Source organism: Streptomyces bicolor (assembly GCF_000719285.1).
GTDB lineage: Bacteria > Actinomycetota > Actinomycetes > Streptomycetales > Streptomycetaceae > Streptomyces > Streptomyces bicolor.
The window spans coordinates 89,655-109,444 of the sequence record NZ_JOFS01000022.1 but is presented as its reverse complement, the minus strand read 5'-3'; the positions used below and the strand labels follow the sequence as shown (position 1 = coordinate 109,444).

Below are 19,790 nucleotides of genomic sequence, written 5' to 3'. Positions count from 1 at the left end.
CGGTCAGCGGCGACCGCCACCGCCGTATCCGCCGCCATACCCACCGGCGCCCCCGTACCCGCCGGAACCCCCGTACCCGCCGCCGGACCAGCCGTACTGGCCGTCCCCATCCCCGGAGCAGTAGGACGGGTAGGAGGAGCACACGTCGGTCGGGTACGGGCTCGTGGACGTCGGCTGTGAGGCCGACGGGGTCGAGGACGGCGTCGGAGTGGGGGTCGGGCTCTTCGACGACTTGGTGGTGGGGGTCGGCGCCGGTGTGCTCGGCGTGTCGTCCGTGATCTCCTCGCCCCAGTTGACCACCTCCATCTGGAGCTCCGTCCGGGAGGTGTCGAACACCCAGTGCTGCGCGTCGCCGTCGTCGTCGCGGGTCTTGAGGACCAGGGCTCCCGAGCCGTCGGTGGCGGCGGGGCTGAGGGCCAGGTCCTGGTCGAAGCGCGGCACCAGGGTGCCCTGGAGGGTGAAGTCGTAACGGACGTTCTTGTTCTCGGAGTCGGAGGCTGCCTTGCACGGGGCCAGCCGGACCGAGTAGCCGAGATGCGAGTCGAGACAGAGGTCGGGGTCGGCGGCGCTGCGCATCAGTCCGTCGGTCTCGTACGACCACTGCTGGTCGGGCTCCGCGGAGCACTTGGTGAGTGCGGTCTCCGCGTTCTCCTGGGCCTTCCCGCCGACGATGCCGACGCACAGCCCGGACCCGATGTTGTACAGCCGGCCCCGCAGATCACCCTTCGCGGCCTCGGCCGCGCCCGCCCAGGACGGATTGCCGGTGGTGGAGCCCCGGTCGGCGTCAGGCGTCTCGGTGGGGCGGTCGCCCGCGGCCGGGGCGGGGTCGTCTCCGGAACCGACCGCGGCCCAGACGACGAGCGGAAGGACGACGAGCGCGCTGACGGTTGCGACGGCCGCGGTGAGGTTGCGCCGCCGTGCGGCACGGCGGGCGGCCTTGAGGGCCGAACGGCGGGAGCAGGTGCGGGTCTCGCCGGTGGGCGCTGTGGAAGCCGATGCGGCGGCGGTGCCCGAGGCGGCCCGGCGGGCGGCCCGGCGGGAGCTTCGGGGGCCCGGCTCCGCGGGCGAGGAGACCATGTCCGCGGCGGCGAAGGGCTCGCCTGTGGTGGGGGCCGTCCCTGCCACAGGGGTGAACGGCTCTCCTCCGGGGGCGAAGACCTCGGCGGCGAGCGGCGGCGTCGACGGCGGGGGCGGAGGGACTGGGACCGGGCCCGCCCCCGGGGCGACCTCTCCGGCAGGGGCCGGGGCGTCTCCCGCAGGGGTGAAGGCGTCCCCGTCGGCGAAGAAGGACTCGCCCGCGATCTCCGGCACCCGCGTCGGCGGCCGCACCTCCGCCGGCGTGTCGGCCGGTCTCGTTCTCGACTCCAGATAGGCACCCGCGCCCCAGCCGAGCACCGCCTCGGCCAGCGCGACACCGAGCCCCGCGTTGAAGAAGTTCAGCTGCTCGGCTCCGTCGCTGCAGTGCGCGCACCGGTTCAGGTGCTCGCCCAGGTCGGGGTCGATGTCGACGCCGCCGCGCCGGTAGGTGACGTCCAGCATCCGCAGATAGCGTCGGCACTCCTGCTCGGGGGCGAGTTCGCGGTGGACCTGGAGGCATTCCTCGCGCAACCGCTCGCAGGCCCGGCCCAGTTCGACGCGGGCGCACTCCTCGTCGAGGCCGAGGAGTCCGGCCGGTACGGCCAGCGGCTCGGCCTCGACCTCGGTGTGCCACAGCAGACAGCGGGCGGACTGGGGAAGCCGCTGGAAGGCCCCGGTCAGCAGTCGGCGGTTGGCCGGCGGCAGCAGCCGGGCGGCGGCGCGCTCCGCGCCGGCCGAGTCGGAGCGCAGCTCGGGGTGGAGCAGCTCGCGGCTGCGGTCGTTGTCCCACTCGGCCGCGATGCGCCGCACGGTGACGAGCAGTTGGGGGCGCCACGCGGCCGTCGGTCCGGTCTGCCGCAGCGTTTCGCCGAAAAGGCGGGTGAATGCCGCGGTGGTGAGCATTCCCGCGGAACGGGCATCCACGGTGCACAGCCGCGCGTAGGCGAAGCCCGCTTCCCAGTGCCGGTCGAGGAGTTCACCGACCGGATGGAGCGCCGGTGCCGCCCCTGTCCACCTCTTGAGTTCGGCGCTCAGTTGAGCGTCCGTCACTTCAAAGCGGGCGTCGCGAGGGGAATTCGACAGGCCAGCGTCATGCACGACGGCATTCCTCCGGAGGGCATGCGGCAAAGAAGGTCCATACCAAGGGGTATGCTCCGTGCACAGCTCTTGTGAACCGTGGGGCATGTGGGAGCGAAGCACACCTTTGCACAGGTCAGGGACAGGGAACAAGCCATTCCGGGTTTTTGCGGATTGCGCGCTGGACAGGCTTCATTTGACGATCGGTCAATAGTCGGCGGAACTCATTGCACGGTATCCACGGCGCAATCGGAAATGGTATTCACTGAGCGACGCCACGGCCCCCACCCAAACCATTGACGCGCCACACTCCCGCCTTTTTGCCTGGTCATACGTGCACACCTGCCTTCACCGGACTTTCACAGCTCACTCGCCAACCATTGAACCGGTCGCCCGGTACGCACCGGGCGGCATCCCGTACCGTTCCCGGAACACCCGGTTGAAGTGAAACGGGCTGACGAACCCCGAGGCGGCTGCCACACGCTCCACGGACAGGTCGCTGCTCTCCAGCAGCCGGGCGGCGTGTCGCAGACGCGCCTCGCGCAGCGCGCGCATCGGCGACTGCCCGGTCTGCCGGGTGAAGAGGTACGCGAACCGCGAGGGCGAGAGCGCGACATGCCCGGCGAGCGAGCGAACGGTGTGCGGGGCAGCCGGGTCGGCGGCGATCAGCGCCTGCGCACGGCTCACCCGCGTGTCGACACCTGGGCGAGGCTGCGGCGCCCGCGCGGTGCCGGCGGTGAGCAGGACGACCTCCTCCAGTGAGCACAGGGCGAGTTCGCGAGCCGCGGTGCCGTGCGCCACGGCGACGGGCTCTTCCCCGGGCGCCACGGTGACTGGCTCGTCCTCCAGTGCCGCGGTGACCGGCTCATCCCCCAGTGCCACGTCGGGTGGCGCCTCCGTCCCCGTCCAGCGGGCGTCGGCGAGCATCCGACGGAACGCCGCCTCGACGCGGCCGTGCACCGCGGCCGGCGTCGGCGTGACGACGAACATCCCCTCGCCGGTGTCGTACGGAAGCAGCCAGGGCCGCCAGGAGGGGCGGGCCTGGCAGTGCACCCACCAGAACTCCCAGTGGCGTGCGCCCGGTTCGACCCCGTAGCGGTGCGGGACGCCGGGCGCGAGAACCACCAGGTCCCCCGCGCCGGCCCGCGTCTCGGCGCCTCCGTGGCGGAGTCGGCCCTGCCCGCCGGTCGTCCACGTGAACAGCCAGCTGTCCGCGCCGCGCGGCCGTTCGATCCGGTAGCCCGGCGGCTGGTCGAAATGTCCGACGACCACCAGACCCGGCGGCGGGGCGGGTACGCCGGGCGCAGCAGTCCCGGGCAATTCGTCAGCGCTCACTGTCATCCTCCTGTGGTGCGTGTCGGCCTAGCGTTGCGGGGCGAGGACACCTGACCGAGGAGTGGACGCATGACAGCCACGGACATCAGCGCCACCGGCGCACCCATTCTGCCCGCGGCCGGTCTCCGGCAGTTCCGCGAGGACGGCTTCACGGTCGTACGCGGGCTGTTCGGGTCCGACGAGATCGACCGGCTCTGCGCCCGGTTCGCGGCGCTGCACGCGGCCGGGCCGGTGCCGGGCCACTTCGAGCCGCGCCCGTCGGACGGCGATCCGCTGAGCGCGTACCCGCGGGTGATGCACCCGCACGAGATCGACGAGCGGGCCCTCCGCGTGCTGCTCGATCCGCGGCTGCGCGGTGTGCTGGAGGCGGTGCTCGGTGAGGAGGTGCTGGCGGCGCAGAGCATGTTCTACTTCAAGCCGCCGGGGGCGCGGGGGCAGGCGCTGCACCAGGACAACTTCTATCTGCGGGTGGAGCCGGGGACGTGTGTGGCGGCGTGGATCGCCTGCGATGTGATCGACCGGGACAACGGGGGGCTCGAAGTCGTCCCCGGCACGCATGAGATGGATCTGTTCTGCCCGGAGTTGGCAGACTCTGACGTGTCGTTCGCTCGGGAGTACGTCGAGCCTCCGGCCGGGCTGGCGGCTGTTCCCGTCGACATGGAGCCGGGGGATGTTCTGTTCTTCAACGGGAGTCTGGTGCACGGGTCGCAGCCGAACCGTACGAAGGATCGTTTTCGCCGGTCGTTCATCGGTCACTATGTGGGGCGTTCGGCTGAGCGGATCGGGGCGTATTACCGGACGCTCTCGATGAGTGGCGACCGTGTGCCGTTGGCCGAGAGTGAGGGGGCGGGCCCGTGCGGGAGCGAGTTCGCGCCGTACGGGCCGCACTGAGCATGACCGCAAGGATCAGTGACCGATGATCGGATGCGGCGTGTAGGGCTGCTGGAGCTCCTCGAGCTCCTTCTCCGTGAGCTCGAGTTCGACCGCCGCCGCCGCGTCCTCTATGTGGTGCGGCTTGGCGGCTCCGATGATCGGGGCCGCCACCGTGTTCTGGTGCAGGAGCCAGGCCAGGGCGATCTGGGCGCGCGGGACTCCGCGTTCGTTGGCGACGCGGGTCACAGCGTCCACAACTACCCGGTCGCTGTCGACGTACAGCCGACTGCCGAAGTCGTCGCCCGCGCTGCGTTCGGTGACCGTGCCCCAGTCGCGGGTGAGCCGGCCCCTCGCCAGCGGGCTCCAGGGGAGCACGCCGACGCCCTGGTCCGCGCAGAGTGGCAGCATCTCGCGCTCCTCCTCGCGGTAGAGGAGGTTGTAGTAGTTCTGCATCGAGACGAACTTGGTCCAGCCGTGCCGCTCGGCCGTGTACTGCATCTTGGAGAACTGCCAGGCGTACATCGAACTCGCCCCGATGTAGCGCACTTTGCCCGCCTTGACCAGGTCGTGCAGGGCCTCCATGGTCTCCTCGACCGGGGTGTGCGGGTCGAAGCGGTGGATCTGGTACAGGTCGACGTAGTCGGTGCCGAGGCGGGCGAGGCTGTGGTCGATCTCCGTCATGATGGCCTTGCGGGAGAGGCCGGCGCCGTTGGGGCCGGGCCGCATCCGGCCGTTCACCTTCGTCGCGAGCACGATCTCGTCGCGGCGGGCGAAGTCGCGCAGTGCCTTGCCGACGATCTCCTCGCTGGTGCCGTCGGAGTAGACGTTGGCGGTGTCGAAGAAGGTGATCCCGGCGTCCAGCGCCTGCCGGATCAGCGGCCGCGACGCCTCCTCGTCGAGGGTCCACTCGTGCACGCCGCGGTCGGGGAGCCCGTAGGTCATGCAGCCCAGACAGATCCGCGACACGTCCAGGCCCGTCGAACCGAGCTTCACGTACTGCATCGTTGCTGCTCCTGCCTTCGGGGTGGGTTCCAGGGGGAGCGTACGTGGTCTCGTCCGCCGACCCCTGCTTTCACGCCGCGCTCCGCGAATCAAGCCGGATCAGCAGCACACCGGGCGTGCGCGGCAGGGTTCACGCTGGACGCGCCCCGCTCCGGCCACTATGTGCTGGTCGTCCACTACGCGCACAACAATCGGCGCGACAACGGCCATGCGGCGGTGACCCGGGACCCCTTTGTCGGGGGCCGGGTCACCGCTCCAGCAGGTCCAGGGCCCGCTCCCAGCCGAACTCCTCGCCGTCCGCGCCCTGGTACGGGTAGCCGAACCGCACGCCCATCCCCCGCAGCCGTATCAGGCTGTCCTGGTAGGCGGGATGGCCGGCGAGCGCGTCGGAGACGCAGGTCAGGACGCCGATCGGGATGCCCTGGCCGGATGCCTCGCACAGCGTCGCCACGGCGAGGGTGTCGGCGATGCCGGCCGCCCACTTGTTGATCGTGTTGAAGGTGGCCGGGGCGACCACGACCGCGTCCGGCTCCGGGAAGGGCCGCGGCTCGCCCGGGCGGCGCCAGGCGGAGCGGATCGGACAGCCGGTCTGGGCCTCGACGGCGGCCGTGTCGAAGAAGCCGTTCATGGCGGTCGGTGTCGCGATGACCCCGACGTGCCACTCCCGTTCCTGTGCGGCCGTGATCAGCTTGCCGACGTCCGCGGCGACGCCGGCGCCGCAGACCACGACGTAGAGGAAGGGCGGTGTCTCGTCCTGTTCGGTCACGCCGGAACCCTACTGAAGGGGGAAGGACAGCCCTCGCTCGGACTCGGGGCGCGACCCCGGGATCCGGCGCTCCTTCTCCTCGATCGGCACGTCGTTGATGCTCGCCTCACGCCGGGTCATCAGCCCGTGCTCGTCGAACTCCCACAGCTCGTTGCCGTACGCCCGCCACCACTGGCCCTCGGCGTCCCGGCACTCGTACTGGAAGCGGACCGCGATGCGGTTGCCGTCGAAGGCCCACAGGTCCTTGCGCAGCGCGTACTCCCGCTCCCGGGCCCACTTCGCGGTGAGGAACTCGGCGATCTCGGCGCGGCCGGTGACGAAGGTGTCCCGGTTGCGCCACACCGAGTCCTCGGAGTAGGCGAGGGCGACCCTGTGCGGGTCGCGGGTGTTCCACGCGTCCTCGGCGGCCTGCACCTTCTGTGCGGCGGTCTCGCGGGTGAACGGCGGCAGGGGCGGGCGGTCGGTCATGTCGTCCTCCGGGGCCGAAATGGTGGCGGCAGCAGGGGAGAACGTGCGTTCTCCAGCATGACTGCTACCGTAGGAGAACGCTCGTTCTCGCGTCAAGGAGAGGTCGTACATGGACAGCGCAACCGCCCGGGAGCAGGCACTGGACGCCGCGGAGAGCCTGTTCTACGGGCGCGGCATCCAGTCCGTCGGCATGGACGACATCCGGGGCGCGTCCGGGGTCTCGCTCAAGCGGCTCTATCAGCTCTTCCCGGCGAAGGAGCACCTGGTCGAGGCGTATCTGGAGCGGCGCGACGTGCGCTGGCGCGGGCGGCTCGCCGAGTACGTGGAGCGGCAGCCGGATCCCGAACGGCGGATCCTGGCCGTCTTCGACTGGCTGGAGGAGTGGTTCGGCGAGGCGGACTTCCGCGGGTGCGCCTGGATCAACTCGTACGGCGAGTTGGGCGCCCGGTCGGAGCGGGTCGCGGAGCAGGTGCGGGCGCACAAGCGCGCGTTCCGTGACTATCTCGCCTCGCTGGTGGCCGGGGCCGGGCTGCCCGACGCGCTGACCGGTCCGCTGTATCTGCTGGCCGAGGGCGCCATGGTCACCGCGGGGATAACGGGCGGTACGCGACCGGCGACCGAGGCGCGGGAGGCGGCGCGGTCGCTGGTGGCGGCGCGCTGAGGGCGGGCCCCGGTGGCCGTGAGCCGGCCACCGGGGTCGAGAGACGGACCCTCCGTCAGCTCCCCGCGTCCGACACGGTGATGGCGCTCACCGGGCAGGCCCGGGCGGCCTCCCGCACCATCGGGTCGCCGCCGCCGTCCTCCCGGCCCGGGAGCAGGGCGCTGAAACCGTCGTCGTCCTGGGTGAAGACGGACGGGGCGGCCAGGGCGCACTGGCCGGCGCCGATACAGCGGTCATGGTCGATGTCGATGTGGATATGTTCTGATTCGTGCGTTTCGTTGTGCATGACCGGAGCCTCTTACCAGGTCACGGGGAGTTCCAGCATCCCCTGGATCGTGTCGCCGGGTTTGAAGGGGATTTCCTCCGCAGGGACGGCAAGGCGCAGGGTGGGCAGCCTCTCGAAGAGGGTGTGCAGGGCGATCTCCATCTCGGCGCGGGCCAGGTTCTGGCCGAGGCACTGGTGGATGCCGAAACCGAAGGCGACGTGGTGACGGGCCGGACGGTGCCAGTCCAGGGTGTCCGGGTCGGCGTACACGGCCTCGTCGCGGTTGATGACCGACGTCGAGAAGACCACACCGTCACCCGCCCGGATTGTCTCGCCGGCCACCTCGATGTCCTCGACGGCGACCCGCAGCAGCCCGTCAGCGATCGACAGCATCCGCATGAGCTCGTCGACCGCGGCGGGCAGCAGCCCCGGGTCGGCGCGCAACTCGGCCAGGCTGTCGGGGTGCTGGAGGAGCGTGTAGGTACCGAGGGAGATCATGTTGGCGGTCGTCTCGTGGCCGGCGACCAGCAAGATGATCGCCATGGCGATGAGCTCCTCCCGGTCCAGCTCACCGTCGCGCAGCCGCTCGCGGACGAGTTCACCCAGGACGCCGTCGGACACCTCCGCCTGCTTCTGCTTGCGGTCGATCAGCTCCTCGAAGTAGCTCTCCATACGGGCGCGCGCGTCCATGGAGTCGGCGGCCGTCGGCCCGCGCAGCAGCCGGCGGGACTGGCCCTCGAAGAACTCGTGGTCCGCGTAGGGGACGCCGAGCAGGGCGCAGATCACCATCGACGGCACGGGCAGGGCGAACGCGCTCACCAGCTCGGCGGGCGGCCCCTGGGCGACCATCGCGTCGATCCGCTCGTCCACGATCTGCTGGATCCGCGGGCGCAGTTCGGCAGCGCGCTTGAGGGTGAAGCTGGGGATCATCATCCGCCGCTGGACGCGGTGTTCGGGGTCGTCGACGCCGAGCAGCGCGGTCTTCCGGCGGCGGATCTCCGCGAACCGGGCGTTGGTCGCGGGGAATTCGGGACGGTTGGGATCGGTGGACAGGCGCGGGTCGGCCAGCAGGGTGCGGGCGAGGGTGTGCCCGGTGACCATCCATACGAGACGGCCGTCGTAGAGCCGCACGCGGGCCAACGGGCGGGTGTCGCGCAGCGGGTCGTAGGCCGTGGGTGGGTGGTACGGACAGGTGCGGTTCTGGGGGAAGGCGACGGTATGCGATTCCGTCATGTCCGTCATGGAAGACCTCGCAGACGAAGGGTGCGTCGTGCCGATCTTCATTAGATGCCTGGGGCATCTACAGCGGGATGCCAAGTTCGGCCAGATCAGGCGTATGGGCAATCTGGCCGGGGATGGTCGCACAGAGCTTCGGTCACGCCGACGTCGCTCCGCCCTCGGGGGCGTCCGGCCTGCTCTGTGGAGACAGCGGAGAAATTCGCTTGTCGGCGGGCGCCCGCCACCCGCAGAATCCGGCCATGCCTACGACCATCGCCTTCCTGCCGCTGACCGTCGCCGTTCCCGCCGCGCGGTCCCAGCAGCAGTCCGGCCGACCGTGGAGGCCCACGCTTCCCACGTCGTGACCGCCGCGCTCGTCGCGGGACTGCTCGCGGGCTACGGCATCGCCGTCCCGGTCGGCGCGGTCGCGACCTACCTCGTCTCCCTCACCGCCCGTACGTCCCTGCGGACCGGGGTCTGCGCCGCGCTCGGCGTCGCGACCGCCGACTGGCTCTACGCCCTGGTGGCCACCCTCGGCGGCTCCGCTCTCGCCGCCGCGCTGCGTCCGGTCCTGGTGCCGCTGCGCTGGGCCTCCGCCCTGGTGCTGGCGGTCCTCGCGGTACGAGGCGCGGTCATCGCCGTACGCCACTACCGCGGCCACCGGATCGCCACCCGCTCCACTCCCCCGCCCCCGAGCCCGGCCCGCGCCTACCTGACGCTGCTGGGCATCACCCTGCTCAACCCCACCACCGTGATCTACTTCGCGGCCCTCGTCCTCGGCACCCATGCGACCGACGCCGTACGGCCCCTGGAACAGGGCGTGTTCGTGCTGGCCGCGTTCGCGGCGTCGGCCAGCTGGCAGCTGCTGCTCGCCGGGGGCGGGGCGCTGCTGGGACGGGTACTGACGGGGAACCGGGGGCGGTTGGTCACGGCGCTGGTGTCGAGCGCGGTGATCCTGGCGCTGGCCGTGCGGATGCTGGTGCGGTAGGCGGCAGGATGATTCTCGCGCGTGCCGGTGTTGAGGACCGTGTCAGTCAGGACCACGACACGACGATGGGACCGATGCCATGCCTCTCGAGGGCGAGTACGAGCCCAGCCCGACCAAGTGGGTACGTGACCAGGTGGAGTTGTACGAGAGCTCCGGCGGCACCGAGGGCACGACCCTCATGAACACGGGGATGCCCGTCATCCTGCTCACGACCCGCGGTGCCCGGAGCGGCAAGCTCCGCAAGACGCCCCTGATGCGCGTCGAGCACGAGGGGCGCTACGCCGCGGTGGCCTCGCTCGGCGGTGCGCCCAAGCACCCCGTCTGGTACCACAACGTCAAGGCCGACCCCCGTGTCGAGCTCCGGGACGGCACTGAGCTGCGGGACATGAAGGCCCGCGAGGTCACCGGCGCGGAGAAGGACGAGTGGTGGGAGCGGGCCGTCGCGGCGTACCCGCCCTACGCGGACTACCAGGAGAAGACGGACCGGGTGATCCCGGTCTTCGTGCTGGAGCCGGTCGACGAGGACTGACCGGCGTTCCGGAGGGAGCCGGCCGCGCCTTCGGAAACTTTTTCTTCCCGGGGACGCATGAACCGGCGACCGCCGGGCACACGTGCGTCAGGCCCCGCCGCGTTCCCCCGTCGCGGCGGGGCTTCCCTGCGCCTCGCGGGCGGAGCGCTCCGTCACGTCGAGGAAGATCTGGTCCGCCTCGGCGACGGCGCGGCCGATGGACCGCTTGATGCGCACGGCGACCTCCTCCACCCGTTCGCTGTCGATCCCGGGCACGAGATCGACCCGGGCCGCCACCAGAGCCGTCTCCAGGCCCGTCTTCATCGTGAAGAGCGCCTCCACGCTGTCGATCTCCGGCTGCGCCTCCAGCAGGGCACGGATCGCGGCGTCGGTCTCCGGGGCGGCGGCCTCCCCGATCAGCTGGTCGCGGGCCTCACGCCCCAGCCGGTAGGCGACGTACACGAGGAGCGCGCCGATCGCGAACGAGGCGGACGCCTCCCAGACGACGTGCCCGGTCACCATGTGCAGCGCCATGCCCGTGAAGGCGAGGGTCACGCCGAGCACCGCCGTGGCGTCCTCGGCGACGACCGTGCGCAGGGCGGGGTCGCGCAGACCGTCCACGAGTCCGCCCTGCCGGCGCACCTGATGCAGGGCCCGCACCAGGGAGGCTCCCTCGGCGGCGAAGGCGACGCCGAGCACGATCATGCCCGCCGCGTAGCCGCCGAACTGCTCCTGGGCGCCGGCGTGCAGCGCCTCGAAGCCCTGGAAGAAGGAGAAGCAGCCGCCCATCACGAAGATGCCGACGGCCGCGAGCAGCGACCAGAAGAAGCGTTCCTTGCCGTAGCCGAAGGGGTGGCGTGCGTCGGCGGGACGGCGGCTGCGGCGCAGCGAGGCCAGCAGGAAGATCTCGTTCATGCCGTCCGCCACGGAGTGCGCCGCCTCCGACAGCAGAGCCGGCGAGTTCGCGAGGAGTCCGCCGACCGTCTTGGCGAGGGCGATCACGAGGTTGGCCGCGAGGGCCACGAGGACGGTGACCTGCGTCCTGCGGTCCGTCCTGGGTGCTTCCGTCGTCCTGCTCATCGAATCCGATTGCCCGGGTCGACGCGGATCACTCCGTGCCGTCGGCGGAAATCGGGGGACTCGGTGTGCCTGGGAAACCGGTGTACGGCAGGGAGGAGCGCGATGATGAGCGGCGGGGGCAACACCGCTTACGGCAGGAAGTCGTTCCAGCGGTCGAGGGCCCACTTCACGGACCGGATCACCGCGGACGGCCGGGACAGCTGGCCGGTGGCGGCGGGCCGCTACCGTCTGGTGGTCAGCCGTGCCTGCCCGTGGGCGAGCCGGGCGGTGATCTCCCGGCGGCTGCTCGGCCTGGAGGACGCCCTGTCGCTGGCGATCGCCGACCCGATCCAGGACGACCGCAGCTGGCGCTTCACCCTGGACCCCGACGGCCGCGACCCGGTGCTCGGCATCCGCTTCCTCAGCGAGGCCTACGACCGGCGGGAGACCGACTACCCGGGCGGTGTCAGCGTCCCCGCGATCGTGGACGTGCCCAGCGGCAGGCTGGTCACCAACGACTACCAGCGGATCACGCTCGACCTCGCCACCGAGTGGACGGCCCTGCACCGCGAGGGGGCGCCCGATCTCTACCCGAAGGCGCTGCGGGACGAGATCGACGCCGTCATGGCGGACGTCTACGAGGACGTCAACAACGGTGTGTACCGGGCGGGGTTCGCCACCGGGCAGGAGGAGTACGAGGAGGCGTACGGGCGGCTCTTCCGGCGGCTGGAGCTGCTGGCGGAGCGGCTGGCCGGGCGGCGTTATCTGGTCGGCGACACGATCACCGAGGCGGACATCCGGCTGTTCACCACGCTGGTCCGCTTCGACGCCGTCTATCACGGCCACTTCAAGTGCAACCGCTGGAAGCTGACGGAGAACAAGGTGCTGTGGGCGTACGTCCGCGACCTCTGCCAGACGCCCGGATTCGGTGACACCGTCGACTTCGACCACATCAAGCGGCACTACTACCGGGTGCACAGCGGCATCAACCCGACCGGCATCGTCCCCCTCGGGCCGGATCTGTCGGGCTGGCTGACCCCGCACCACCGCCAGGAGCTGGGCGGCAGGCCGTTCGGCGACGGCACGCCGCCCGGGCCGGTTCCGCAGGCCGAGGACGTCCCTGCTCGGGGGCGGCCCTGACATCAAGGAGGCGCACGTGGCCAAGAGGACCAAGAAGAAGCTGAAGCTCCCCCTCGCCTACAAGCCCATGGGATTCGCGCTCGGCTGGTCGAGTGGCTGGCTGGCGGGGCTCGCCTTCCGCAAGACCTGGATGGCGATACGGCACGAGGAGGACGCCCCCGACGCACTGGACCGGGACCGCGGCTGGGGGGAGATCCTGCTGGCGGCCGCGGTCCAGGGCGCCCTGTTCGCGGTGGCCCGAAGCCTGGCCGACCGTACGGGCGCGAAGGCCATCGAACGCTCCACGGGCGTGTGGCCGGTCAGCGAGAAGGGCGGGCGGGACTGAGGGCCCGTAGGCGAGACCGACCGAATCGGGGGAGGCTCAACCCTGCTTCGGCGCCGTAGGGGCGACCAGGCGCAAGGTGAAGGAGTGACCGGACGGGTCGGCGTAGCCGCGTTCCTCGTAGGGGCCCGCCGCCTCCTTCGCCTCCAGGGGCCGCCCGCCGAGCCCGACGATCACGCGCTCCGCCTCGTCCAGGTCCGTCACGACGAAGTCCAGGTGAGCCTGGAGGGAGTTCTCGGGGCGGGGCCAGCTCGGCGGCGTCGCGTTCACGTCGCGACGGAACGCGAGCCGGGTACCGTCGGCGCCCCTGATCTCCACGCGGTTGGCGGTCGCCTCCGTCTGCTCGGCCTCCAGCAGTTCCCGGTAGAACACGGCGAGCTTCTCCGGCTCGGCACAGTCGAGCACCACGAATCCTGCTTTCACCAGCGACATGGCTCCTCCGAAGGGTCCGGGGCGCGGGGCGACCTGCCTCGCCACCCTGTACCTCACGGGTGTCCCGACCGGTCTGTTTCAGTCCGCCACCAGCCACTTCCCGTCCGCCATCAGCTCGCGCCCGGCCAGCTCGTCGGCCTCGCGCCAGGCCTGCACCCGCTGTGGCCGGACACGGAAGTACAGGTAGGGCGTGCTGAGTTGACGTGGATCGAAGCCGGTCCGGGCCGCGAAGCGGTCGGCCTCTCCCTCGGCCAGCTGGGCCGTGGTGAGCGTGTCCACCGTGCCCTCGATCATGACGACGTCGCGGGTCGGTCCGACACCGAGGCGCGCTCTGCCGGTCGTCCGCAGGTTACGGCCCGTCGGGCTGTTGGCCGGCGTGGCCAGCAGCAGGGTCGAGCCGTCCCACAGGAAGGAGAGCGGGACGAGATACGGCACACCCCCGTCGACCTCAGCCGTGGCGACCCACACGTCCTCGTCGTGCTCCAGTCGGTGCAGGGTGTCCTGCTTGCGCTGCTTGGCGGGACGTGCGGGCGGACGCGTCATCGCTGAACGGCCTCCTCATGGGGCGGTGTTGACGGATGTGCCCATTGTGGCCGTCCGGGGGCCGGCCCGTGCACGGATTTCCGCCAGCCGAGCCGCCGCGGCGGCGAGCAGCAGGTCCAGGGCGCCCGGGTAGGAGCTGTGCGGCATGTCCGCCACGAGATGGCGGGCGGTGGCGGCGATGTGTGGGTGGGTGTCCGCGGGCAGCCGGGCGTACGTGGACCGCCAGACGGCCGCCTCCGCGTCACGCGCGGCCTTCGGCATCGCCAGGCTCGCCGAGTCGAGGGCGCCGTAGGCGAGGGCCTGGTCGACGAACACGTGGTAGAGCCGCACCGCCTCGGCGTCGGGGAAACCGGCGCCGAGCAGCACACCGAGGATGGTCTCGACGGCCTGGATCTCGTACGCCCGCCCGGTCACCCGGTACGAGCTGAGCACGGCCGCCCGGGGGTGCGCGAGGGCCCCGGCGTGCATCCGCAGGCCGAGGTCGCGCAGGTCGGCGCGCCAGTCGCCGGTGGGACGCCAGGTGCGCAGCGTACGGCCGATGAGTTCGTCGGCGATGGCGAGCATCAGGTCGTCGGTGTGCCGGAAGTACCGGTACAGCGAGCTCGGGTCGGCGCCGAGCGCGCGACCGAGGCGGCGCACCGAGAGGGCGTCGGCGCCGTGCTCCTCGATGAGCCGCAGGGCCGTCTCCACGATCAGTCCCTCGGACAGCATGACGCCCTGCTTGGTGGGGCGCCTGCGCTGCCGGGCGGCCGGCGGGACGACGCGCTCGCTCATGGACTGCCTCCCTCGGGGACGGTGCCCGCACCTTATGACAACACCGTTGACCTGTTAACCCCTCGGACAGTTTCATGTCCGCTCATCGGGGCCGCCCAGGCCCCCGGTGCGAGCGGAGACCGGCCATGTCCGACAAGCAGCCCTACAGCGTCGACCCTCCCGCGCGCCCCGCGTTGCGCAAGTCCCTCGGTGTCCTCGACGGCGTCGCGATCGCCGCGTCCAGCACGGCCGCGACCACCAGCATCGGCATCGGGCTCGGGGTCACGGCCGGCGTGGTCGGCCTGCATCTGCCGGCGATCATGCTGCTGGCGTTCCTGCCGGTCCTCGGCATCGCGAGCGCCTACACCCGGCTGAACCGGGTCGAGCCGAACGCGGGCAACGGCTATGTGTGGGTGGGCCGTTCCCTCACTCCGTGGCTCGGGTTCATGGTCGGCTGGGTGAACATCGTGGCGGTGGTGGCGTTCCTCGCCTACACCACCGCGGTCACCGGCTCGGCACTGCTCCAACTGGCGGGGGACGCCGGGCTGCACCGGGTGGGCGGGTTCGCGCTGGACCCGGGTTCCACCGCACAGACCACGGCGGTCGGCATCCTGGTCCTGGTGGCGGTCACGCTGACGGCCGTGACCGGCATCCGCACGGCCGCGCGGCTGCAGGCTGGGCTGCTGGTCTTCGAGTACGTCGTCCTGCTGGGCTTCTGCGGATACGGCATCGTCACCGGCCCACACGACTTCAGCCTGAGCTGGTTCGACCCGTTCGCGATCCCGTCGCCGACGGCACTGGCGCAGGGCATGTTGCTGTCGGTGTTCTGCTACTGGGGATTCGAGTCGGCGTTCAGCGTGAACGAGGAGGTCCGCGACCCGCGTGACGCGTCCCGGGCCGGGATCACCACCCTGTTCACCATGCTGGCGTTGTTCCTGCTCGGCTCGGTCGCCTTCCAGCGCGTCCTGTCCGAGGAGGAGTTGGTGGGGCACGGCGCCGAGGGCCTCGCCTTCTTCGGCGAGCGGCTGGCCTCCCAGCCCTGGGCGGCGCTCCCCCTGATCGCCCTGATGTTCTCGGCCGTGGCCTCGCTCCAGGCCGGGGTGATCCCGACGGCCAGGGCGATGTTCGCGATGAGCCGGGACCGTACGCTCGGACCGGTGTGGTCCAAGGTCAGCCCCCGGTACGGGACTCCGGCGGCCGGAACGGTGCTGATCGGCACACTGGCCGCGATGGTCGCGGCGCTCGCGCTGGTCATCCCGCGCCTGGCCGACATGATCATGGCGACGGTGAGCGCCGTGGGCATCGTCGTCGCCCTGTCCTACGCCCTCACGGCCATCGCGGCGGCGGTGCGGTTCCGCGCGCTGCTGCGCGAGGACTGGCGGCAGGGCGTGCGCGCGGTCGTCCTGCCCGCGCTGAGCGCGGCGGTGCTGCTCGGCCTCGGCGGCTACCTCGGCTGGTCCTTCTACACCTCCGCCGACCACTTCGAAGTCAGCGCGGACAACGGGTGGTTCCTGCTGTTCGCTCCCCTGGCGGTGATCGCGTCCGGCTTCGTCGCCGCCGCGTGGGCCAGATGGGTGCGCCGCTCACCGTACTTCCACACCGGCAAGGGCACCGACGCCGACGCGCCCCAGCTCCTCACCACATCCCGCTGACCCGACCAGGAAACGGACCATGCACGCAGATCTCCTCTTCACCGGCGGCCCCGTCCTCACCCCCGAGGGCCGCACCGCGACCGCCGTGGCCGTCACCGGCGACCGCATCACGGCCGTAGGACGACAGGAGGTGCACGACCTCGCCGGACCGCGGACCGAGGTGGTGGACCTCGCCGGGCGGCTGCTGCTGCCCGGGTTCCAGGACGCGCACGTGCACCCGGTGCCGGCCGGGCTTGAGCTCACCCAGTGCGACCTGACGGGGGCGAAGACGGCCGACGAGACGCTCGCCGCGGTGCGGGCGTACGCCGCCGCGCACCCCGAGCGGGAGTGGATCACCGGCGGCGGCTGGTCGATGGAGGCCTTCGAGGGCGGTACACCGACAAAGGAGCTGCTGGACGCCGTGGTGCCCGACCGGCCGGTGTACCTGCCCAACCGCGATCACCACGGCGCCTGGGTCAACAGCCGCGCCCTCGCCCTCGCGGGCATCACGCGCGACACGCCCGACCCGGCCGACGGACGCATCGACCGGGACGCCTCCGGCGAGCCGAGCGGGACGTTGCAGGAGGGCGCGATGCAGTTGGTGGGGCGGCTCACCCCGCCCGCCACGCGGGCCGACCGGGTGGTGGCGCTGCTGCACGCCCAGCGGCATCTGCACGCGCTCGGGATCACGGCCTGGCAGGACGCGCTGGTCGGGGAGTTCCTCGGCATGGACGACCCCTCGGAGGCGTACCTGGCCGCCGCTCGGGACGGCTCGCTCACCGCGCGTGTCGTCGGCGCGCTGTGGTGGGACCGCGAGCGCGGCGCCGAGCAGATTCCCGAACTGGTCGAGCGGCGGGCCGCGTTGAGCCACGGCCGGTTCCGGGCGGGCAGTGTCAAGCTGATGCTGGACGGCGTCGCCGAGACCGGCACCGCGGCACTGCTGGATCCCTACCTCGACAAGTGCGGCTGCGCCACCGCCAACCGGGGCACGGCCTTCATCGACGCAGGGCAACTGCCCAAGTTCGTCACCGAGTTGGACGCGCTCGGCTTCCAGTGCCACTTCCACGCCCTCGGCGACCGGGCCGTACGCGACGCGCTCGACGCGATCGAGGCCGCGCGCGGCGCCAACGGACCCAGCGACACGCGGCCCCATCTGGCACATCTCCAGGTCGTCCAGCCCGGCGACGTGCCGCGCTTCGCCCGGCTCGGGGCCACGGCGAACATCCAGCCGCTGTGGGCGGCGCACGAACCACAGATGGACGAGCTGACCATCCCCTTCCTGGGGCCCGAACGGGCCGCGTGGCAGTACCCGTTCGGCGCACTGCTGCGCTCCGGCGCCCGGCTCGCGGCGGGCAGCGACTGGCCGGTGAGCAGCCCCGATCCGCTGCAGGGGATCCATGTGGCGGTCAACCGCGTGACACCGGACGGCGGCGACACGCCGGTGTTCCTGCCCGGCGAACGGATCGGACTCGCCGAGGCGTTGACCGCGTACACGGCGGGCTCGGCCTATGTGAACCACCTAGACGACACGGGCGAGATTCGTGCAGGAGCGCTGGCGGATCTCGTGGTCCTGGACCGCGATCCGTTCGACGCGCCGGTCGACGCGATCACCGAGACGCGTGTAGCTCTCACTTATGTCGGGGGCGCGCGAGTATACGCAGCTCAAGAGGCCTGAGCAGTAACGGAGATCACGGTCCGGTTACGCGTAGATCATTTACGCTCTGGGCAGTCTCGTACCGCTTCCCGGTTCAACTTTCGTATCGCGAAACCCAGTTCGAGTGAGCGGGCGGTCACGGTGACCGCCCGCACGCAGGGGCGGGGGACTTTTTGCTGCCGTCTCCCGGGCCGATCGATTCCGTTGCCAGGACCACAGCTTGAAGGGAGACCGGTGTGAAATCTCGAGTCGTAGGCGGTGGTCCGGAGACATCCACCCACAGCTTGATCCCGGCGCAGCCAAGCGGCCGGCCTCAGCCGGCGGAGGCGGGGAACGCCCTGGTCCGCCTCTTCGCGAAACACATCAATGGATGCACGGATGAGTTCCGAGATAGCCAGAACGCCGCTCAGCAGCGGCTGGACGCACTTGGATCCCCCCGCGCCGGCACCATGCTGCATGTGGAGGGAGCCCTCCAGCTCGCCCCGCGCGCCTTCCTCCCGCCCGACGAGGAGGGCCACGCCAGGTTGAGGCGACTCGACGCCGGCCTGCGCGTGATCGAAGCGGCCTTCCCCCAGGTCAGCACCGATATCGAGATCTGCCGACTCACTTGCACGATGCTCGAAGGGGCCTGGCGGAGCCGGGCACTCTCCGCGCCGCGCGAGGAGGAGCAGACAGCCGTCTGCGCCTGCTCTCTGTGCCGTCGGCTGCCCATGCCGCCCGAACGCACGCCGGCCGACTACGGTTGGCGGCAGAGCGCCGGTCGTCCCCTCACCGTCAAGACCTGGCCGTACCACCGGGAGCTCGACAGCGTCCTGACCGGTGGATGGGTCCTCGCCCGGCAGATGAACGACCTTGAACGAGACCTTGGCTACCGCCACCGCTTCGAGGACGACATCCTGCTCTTCCACGAATACAAACGCGTGATCGACACCATAGACACCACGCACCTCACCCAGCTCATCGAACGCCGCTTGGCCGAGAATTTCAGCACCAACACCGCACGGGCCCTGGTCTGCGGACTCTACGCAGCCCATAAGCGATCCGTGGACGAGTACTGGCTCCGACAGCACCACGCGGGCAGCGTCGTACTCCCCCAGACCAACCCGCTCAGCCAGAGCACCTACTCGGTCCTGCAGATGATGGACTGCCTCTTCTGGCACGTCTCACCCGACACCGAACTCTGGCAGGAAGAACACCTCGCCTCCCTGCTGCTGTGCCGCGTCATCGACGACATGACCGACGTACGAGTCGACGCCCTCACCGGCGAGATCAGCAACTTCTGGCTCGCCGACATGCCCACCCACACCAAGGCCCTCTACGCTGCCTGCGCCATCGCCATGGTCAAGTACGGCTGCATGCCCGAAGCGCATCCCCCGATGTGGAACACCTGGCTGATGCCCAGCACCATCGTCTGGTTGGGGCTCACGGGCCGCCACGGCTTGTGGTTCGACGGCATCACCCAGGGCCTCCCCCCGGCCCACGAGTGCCCGCTGTGCGACCTTCAGCCCAACGCATGCACCGGCATCCTCACCCACGGCACCACCCTCACCATCAGCCCGCGGCCCACCGCGCCGGCTCTGAGCGCCCGGACCGCCGAGCTGTCCGCACGCTGCCGAGCCCAATACCCCGGGGCATGGCCCCTCTTCGACGCCGAGCTCCTTGCCTTCGAAGCACTGCACGGCCCCTGGCACGGCAACACCGACAGCACATGGGAGATCCTGCGGCGCACGTACATCGCCGCCCTGGAGGCATCCGGCGCAGCAGCGTCCACGGCACGCGCTCGTGAGGTCCAACAAGACTCCGGCGCAGCCGGATCCGAGTTCTTCTACGCCCTGCACGACCCTGAGACCGGGAGGGAGGACACCGCACTGCTCGCCTACATGTTCGGCTGCGCCCACCCGCATTTCCTCTGGAACGCCACGGGACACCGTCCCACGGACCTCGCAGGCGACTGGCTCGACGGCTGACGCATCAATCCTGCTCCGTGTGAGCTGACGCCGCTGCCCGGCCGGGCAGCG

Annotated in this window: 20 protein-coding genes; 9 read left to right on the top strand and 11 right to left on the bottom strand. The window is 71.0% G+C overall.

Annotated elements, in window-relative coordinates; translation table 11 throughout:
• Positions 1-3: 3 nt before the first annotated feature.
• Together IF78_RS0127805 and IF78_RS0127800 are read right to left on the bottom strand one after the other, a co-directional pair.
• The gene (locus tag IF78_RS0127805) at positions 4-2,175 is read right to left on the bottom strand and encodes an RICIN domain-containing protein (protein ID WP_031485636.1); all 2,172 of its coding nucleotides are present in this window, start codon (positions 2,173-2,175) and stop codon (positions 4-6) included.
• Positions 2,176-2,520: 345 nt separating this feature from the next.
• Positions 2,521-3,495 (bottom strand): helix-turn-helix domain-containing protein, encoded by a 975-nt coding sequence (locus IF78_RS0127800; protein WP_031485634.1) that lies wholly within the window; start codon positions 3,493-3,495, stop codon positions 2,521-2,523.
• Between the two features lie 63 nt (positions 3,496-3,558).
• Between IF78_RS0127800 and IF78_RS0127795 the strand changes: the two genes are divergently transcribed.
• The gene (locus IF78_RS0127795) at positions 3,559-4,380 is read left to right on the top strand and encodes a phytanoyl-CoA dioxygenase family protein (RefSeq protein ID WP_031485631.1); all 822 of its coding nucleotides are present in this window, start codon (positions 3,559-3,561) and stop codon (positions 4,378-4,380) included.
• A 15-nt stretch (positions 4,381-4,395) separates the two neighbouring features.
• On the opposite strand, the gene IF78_RS0127790 is transcribed toward IF78_RS0127795, so the two are convergent.
• The 3 genes from IF78_RS0127790 to IF78_RS0127780 form a co-directional block, all read right to left on the bottom strand.
• Positions 4,396-5,364, bottom strand: coding sequence for an aldo/keto reductase (locus IF78_RS0127790; RefSeq protein ID WP_031485629.1), 969 nt, complete (start codon positions 5,362-5,364; stop codon positions 4,396-4,398).
• A gap of 247 nt (positions 5,365-5,611) precedes the next feature.
• Positions 5,612-6,130: a flavoprotein gene (locus tag IF78_RS0127785; protein ID WP_031485627.1), complete on the bottom strand. Its 519-nt coding sequence runs from the start codon at positions 6,128-6,130 to the stop codon at positions 5,612-5,614.
• Between the two features lie 9 nt (positions 6,131-6,139).
• Entirely contained in the window at positions 6,140-6,598 is a 459-nt protein-coding gene (locus IF78_RS0127780; RefSeq protein WP_031485625.1) for a nuclear transport factor 2 family protein, read from the bottom strand.
• Between the two features lie 109 nt (positions 6,599-6,707).
• Here IF78_RS0127780 and IF78_RS0127775 point away from each other — a divergent pair, with 109 nt between their 5' ends.
• Entirely contained in the window at positions 6,708-7,259 is a 552-nt protein-coding gene (locus IF78_RS0127775) for a TetR/AcrR family transcriptional regulator (protein WP_031485623.1), read from the top strand.
• Positions 7,260-7,314: 55 nt separating this feature from the next.
• Here IF78_RS0127775 and IF78_RS0127770 read toward each other — a convergent pair whose 3' ends face one another.
• Both IF78_RS0127770 and IF78_RS0127765 read right to left on the bottom strand, forming a co-directional pair.
• Entirely contained in the window at positions 7,315-7,515 is a 201-nt protein-coding gene (locus tag IF78_RS0127770; RefSeq protein ID WP_031485620.1) for a ferredoxin, read from the bottom strand.
• 42 nt (positions 7,516-7,557) lie between these two features.
• On the bottom strand, positions 7,558-8,766 hold the full coding sequence (locus IF78_RS0127765) for a cytochrome P450 (protein WP_031485617.1): 1,209 nt from the start codon (positions 8,764-8,766) through the stop codon (positions 7,558-7,560).
• Positions 8,767-9,103: 337 nt separating this feature from the next.
• Between IF78_RS0127765 and IF78_RS0127760 the strand changes: the two genes are divergently transcribed.
• A complete protein-coding gene (locus IF78_RS0127760; RefSeq protein ID WP_031485615.1) occupies positions 9,104-9,730 on the top strand; it encodes a LysE family transporter in 627 nt (208 codons plus the stop codon).
• A gap of 79 nt (positions 9,731-9,809) precedes the next feature.
• Positions 9,810-10,259: a nitroreductase family deazaflavin-dependent oxidoreductase gene (locus IF78_RS0127755; protein ID WP_031485612.1), complete on the top strand. Its 450-nt coding sequence runs from the start codon at positions 9,810-9,812 to the stop codon at positions 10,257-10,259.
• 87 nt (positions 10,260-10,346) lie between these two features.
• On the opposite strand, the gene IF78_RS0127750 is transcribed toward IF78_RS0127755, so the two are convergent.
• The gene (locus IF78_RS0127750; protein WP_051828221.1) at positions 10,347-11,318 is read right to left on the bottom strand and encodes a cation diffusion facilitator family transporter; all 972 of its coding nucleotides are present in this window, start codon (positions 11,316-11,318) and stop codon (positions 10,347-10,349) included.
• Between the two features lie 105 nt (positions 11,319-11,423).
• Between IF78_RS0127750 and IF78_RS0127745 the strand changes: the two genes are divergently transcribed.
• Positions 11,424-12,437: a glutathione S-transferase family protein gene (locus IF78_RS0127745; RefSeq protein ID WP_031485608.1), complete on the top strand. Its 1,014-nt coding sequence runs from the start codon at positions 11,424-11,426 to the stop codon at positions 12,435-12,437.
• A 67-nt stretch (positions 12,438-12,504) separates the two neighbouring features.
• Positions 12,505-12,762: a DUF4235 domain-containing protein gene (locus tag IF78_RS0127740; RefSeq protein ID WP_051828232.1), complete on the top strand. Its 258-nt coding sequence runs from the start codon at positions 12,505-12,507 to the stop codon at positions 12,760-12,762.
• Positions 12,763-12,798: 36 nt separating this feature from the next.
• Here the strand turns inward: IF78_RS0127740 and IF78_RS0127735 are convergent, their stop codons facing one another.
• The 3 genes from IF78_RS0127735 to IF78_RS0127725 form a co-directional block, all read right to left on the bottom strand.
• On the bottom strand, positions 12,799-13,191 hold the full coding sequence (locus IF78_RS0127735; protein WP_031485604.1) for a VOC family protein: 393 nt from the start codon (positions 13,189-13,191) through the stop codon (positions 12,799-12,801).
• A 78-nt stretch (positions 13,192-13,269) separates the two neighbouring features.
• Positions 13,270-13,734, bottom strand: a complete 465-nt coding sequence (locus IF78_RS0127730; protein WP_031485602.1) for a pyridoxamine 5'-phosphate oxidase family protein — start codon at positions 13,732-13,734, stop codon at positions 13,270-13,272.
• A gap of 15 nt (positions 13,735-13,749) precedes the next feature.
• Complete coding sequence (locus IF78_RS0127725) at positions 13,750-14,508, bottom strand: TetR/AcrR family transcriptional regulator (RefSeq protein ID WP_031485600.1); 759 nt, start codon at positions 14,506-14,508, stop codon at positions 13,750-13,752.
• 125 nt (positions 14,509-14,633) lie between these two features.
• Here IF78_RS0127725 and IF78_RS0127720 point away from each other — a divergent pair, with 125 nt between their 5' ends.
• From IF78_RS0127720 to IF78_RS0127710, 3 genes are all read left to right on the top strand, one after another.
• On the top strand, positions 14,634-16,139 hold the full coding sequence (locus IF78_RS0127720; RefSeq protein WP_031485598.1) for an APC family permease: 1,506 nt from the start codon (positions 14,634-14,636) through the stop codon (positions 16,137-16,139).
• Between the two features lie 19 nt (positions 16,140-16,158).
• Positions 16,159-17,793, top strand: coding sequence for an amidohydrolase (locus tag IF78_RS0127715; RefSeq protein WP_031485596.1), 1,635 nt, complete (start codon positions 16,159-16,161; stop codon positions 17,791-17,793).
• Positions 17,794-18,221: 428 nt separating this feature from the next.
• Complete coding sequence (locus tag IF78_RS0127710; RefSeq protein WP_425314631.1) at positions 18,222-19,739, top strand: hypothetical protein; 1,518 nt, start codon at positions 18,222-18,224, stop codon at positions 19,737-19,739.
• The last annotated feature ends 51 nt before the right edge of the window (positions 19,740-19,790 follow it).